Raw genomic sequence first — 3,307 nt, 5'->3', positions numbered from 1 at the left:
GGCGGGCGCCCACGGTCCGGGCCAGCCCGTCGAGGGTGCCGTCGAAGGCCAGCCGACCGTGGTCCACGACCAGGATCCGGTCGCAGAGCCGCTCGACGTCGCCCATGTCGTGCGTCGTGAGCAGCAGCGTCGTGCCGTGCTCGCGACGCTGGGCGACGAGGAACTCGCGCAGCCGCTGCTTGGACAGCACGTCCAGGCCGATCGTCGGCTCGTCGAGGATCACCAGGTCCGGGCGGTGCAGCAGCGCGGCCGCGACCTCGGCGCGCATGCGCTGCCCCAGGGACAGCTGCCGCACCGGCGTGGCCAGGAACTCCCCCATCTCCAGCATCTCGACGAGCTCGGCGGTCCGGACGCGCTCGTCGGCGGCGGTCAGGGAGTGGATCGCGGCCAGGATCGAGAACGACTCCCGCACCGGCAGGTCCCACCACAGCTGCGAGCGCTGCCCGAACACCACACCGATCCGGCGGGCGAGCACGCGGCGCTGCTTCAGCGGGTGCAGCCCCATGGTCGTGACCCTGCCGCTCGTGGGCACGAGGATGCCGACCAGCATCTTGATGGTGGTCGACTTCCCGGCCCCGTTGGCGCCGATGTAGCCCACGGACTCGCCCGCCCCGACGGTCAGGTCGAGGTCGTCGACGGCGACGTGCCGCGAGCGCCGCAGCCGGTTCCCGCGTTCCGGCCGCCCGGTGAACACCCGGGTCAGGCCCTCGGTCTCGATGACGTTCATCCGCCTGCTCCTCGGTAGTGACGAAGACCCCAGCGCCAGGACAGGGCCGCGACCCCGACCGCCCAGAGCGCCGCGACCGGTGCGCACCAGCCCAGCCAGCCCGGCAGGCCCGCGACTCCGGGCGCGCCGAGCAGGGTGGAGACCGGCAGGAACGCCGCGAACGCCACGGGGAAGACCACCCCGAAGACCACCAGCAGGCTGCGCGGCCACACGCTCGGGGGCTGCGTGGCCGCGTACCGGCCTCCGTACACGAACGCGTTGGTCATCTCGGCGCCGTTGACCAGGAAGAACTGGAGCCCGGCCGCGGTGACGAACTGCGCCGTGAAGATGACGAACCCGCAGGCCAGCGCCAGGACGAGCAGTCCGACGGCGCCGGCGGTCCAGTCGATGTCGTTCAGCACCAGGCCGACCGTGAGCGACGTCGCGCCGACCAGGCAGCGCCCGATCCGGCGCAGGCTGAGGTCGCTCGTGACGAGCTGCGCCAGCACCGGCTGCGGCCGCAGGAAGAACACGTCGAGCGTGCCCGCGCGCACGTACACCGGGAGGTTGTCGCAGTGCCCGGCCACGAGGTCGGCCAGGGAGAACGCTAGGTCGGACAGCCCGAACACGAGCATGATCTGCGCGAGCGTGAACCCGCCGATCTGGTCCGTCGCCGAGTAGAGCACCCAGATCTCCCCGAACTCGATGAGGCCCACGAGCAGCGCGCCGACCAGGTCCATGCGGAAGCTCGCGCGGTGGCTCGCCTGCGAGCGCGCGCGGCTGGCGACGACGGCCCGGTAGGCGCGCAGGGTCTGCCGCCCGCGCGCCGGGGACCCGCCCTCCGGCTCAGCCACCCTGCACCTCCAGCCGACGGCGGCCCGCCCGCGTGGTCAGGTGCCCGACGGCGAGCACGATCGCGAGCCACAGGGCCTGCACACCGAGGTGCTGCCAGGCCCCCGTCCCGGTGACCTGGCCGGAGAGCACGTCGACCGGAAGCTGCATCATCGACGGGAACGGCGTGAGCAGCGCGAGGGTCAGCAGCCAGTCCGGGAAGAGGTAGATCGGCGTGTAGAGGCCGGCGAACAGCCCGGAGAACGACATGTAGAACACGGCGACGCCGCGGGACTCCACGAGCCAGAAGCCCGACGTACCCACGGCGTAGATGCAGGCGTGCGAGATGGCGATGCCGAGCAGCAGGCTGATCAGGCCGAGCGCGTATGCGCTCGGGTCGGACGGCAGCACCATGCCCCCGATCGCGACGCCGATGAGCACGCTCGGCAGCCCGCGCGGCAGCAGGCCGAAGAGTCCTTTGCCGACGTCGGTCAGCACGTGGGAGGCCTGGACGCTCACCGGCCGCAGGAAGTCGACGGCGACGTCGCCGGACTTGATCCGGGTCTGCAGGTCGCTGCCGCCCCACAGGTTCACCGACCCGAGCAGCCCCTGGCCCAGCCAGACGAAGGCGGCCATGCTGCCGGCCGTGTACCCGGCCAGCTCACCGCCGGAGCTCTCGACGGCGGCGCCCATGATCGAGCCCTTGAGCACCCCGAACGTCGCGTTCGCGACCAGCCCGGCGAGCGTCGCGAGCGGGTAGGCGGACTGCCCGCGGAAGCCCGCCAGGAGCAACCGCCAGTAGGGGTTCCGGGCGGGTGGGGTCAGCGGGCGCACAAGCGCGAGACATTACCTGCCTGCGCAGGGGCGCACACCTTTTTTCCCGCGGTTCAGAACTCGCCCTGCCACGTGCACACGCACGCCTCGTTGCCCTCGGCGTCGGCCAGCACCCACCACGACGGGGCGTACTTGTCCGTCACGAGCCGCCCGCCGGCGGCGACGGCGGCCGCCACGCGGGCCTCGGCCTGGTCGTGCGGCACCCACACGTCCACGTGGATGCGGTTGCGCTGCTCCCGGTGCTCGTCGCTCTGCTGGAACCAGAACATCGGCAGCCGGCCGTCCGTGTCGAGCAGCCGGCCCGCGGCGGTGTTCCCGCCCCGGTAGGGCTGCGGCTCGTGGCCCAGGACCGCCTGCCAGAACGCCTGCACCGCGGACCCCACCACGGCGTCGACGGCGATGGCGACCTCGCGCAACCCGGTCACGTCCGCCGCGACGCCGACGTTGCGGGCCGCCGCCGAGATCGCGCGCGCGAGCCCGAGGTCCCGCTCGGACAGCCCGCCGACGTCGTGCGACCAGGTACGCACCGTCACGGTCCCGTAGCGCAGGTCGACGTCGGGATGGTGGTTCGCGGCCTCGGCGAGCTCGCCGATCCGGGCGACCAGCACCAGACCGGTGGCGAACGACCCCGTGGTGAACCGCGCGAGCGCCGAGTCCTTGAGCACCCGCCAGTCGTCCGTGCCTTCCGCCGCCGTGAACTCGGCAGGCGTGATCGCATCGCTCATGGGTCGTGCCTTCCCTCGTGCAGCGTCTCGTCCGGGTACCCCCACCATGGCACGAGACACCGACAGCCGACAGGGCCCGTGGTACCGCTCGCCGCCGGCGGCCGGGTGTCGACGGCCGGGTGTCGACGGCCGGGTGTCGACCAGCACGTCCGGCGGCGGACCCTGGTCGGGCCCGCCGCCGGAAGCATCAGCCGGGAGTGCCGGTCAGCCG

4 protein-coding genes are annotated in these 3,307 nt (G+C 72.8%); all 4 read right to left on the bottom strand.

What is annotated here, in order from left to right; all coding sequences use genetic code 11:
- Window positions 1–727 (bottom strand): ABC transporter ATP-binding protein (locus tag PROKR_RS20085; protein WP_084800554.1); only part of this gene is annotated, 727 nt, incomplete at its 3' end.
- A complete protein-coding gene (locus PROKR_RS20080; protein WP_051433172.1) occupies window positions 724–1,560 on the bottom strand; it encodes an ABC transporter permease in 837 nt (278 codons plus the stop codon). The genes PROKR_RS20080 and PROKR_RS20085, both read right to left, overlap by 4 nt.
- Window positions 1,553–2,371 (bottom strand): ABC transporter permease, encoded by an 819-nt coding sequence (locus tag PROKR_RS20075; protein WP_036966264.1) that lies wholly within the window; start codon window positions 2,369–2,371, stop codon window positions 1,553–1,555. Before PROKR_RS20075 ends, PROKR_RS20080 begins: the two co-directional genes overlap by 8 nt.
- Window positions 2,372–2,424: 53 nt before the next feature.
- Window positions 2,425–3,096: a VOC family protein gene (locus PROKR_RS20070; RefSeq protein WP_036966260.1), complete on the bottom strand. Its 672-nt coding sequence runs from the start codon at window positions 3,094–3,096 to the stop codon at window positions 2,425–2,427.
- Window positions 3,097–3,307 lie beyond the last annotated feature (211 nt).

It is taken from the genome of Promicromonospora kroppenstedtii DSM 19349, from assembly GCF_000515355.1.
GTDB classification, from domain to species: domain Bacteria; phylum Actinomycetota; class Actinomycetes; order Actinomycetales; family Cellulomonadaceae; genus Promicromonospora; species Promicromonospora kroppenstedtii.
The sequence above is the reverse complement of the archived record's forward strand: the minus strand, read 5'-3'. Positions and strand labels throughout refer to the sequence as shown.

Coding starts and splice junctions, on each gene's coding strand:
- PROKR_RS20070 (WP_036966260.1), bottom strand. CDS start 3,096: ATGAGCGATGCGATCACGCCTGCCGAGTTCACGGCGGCGGAAGGCACG.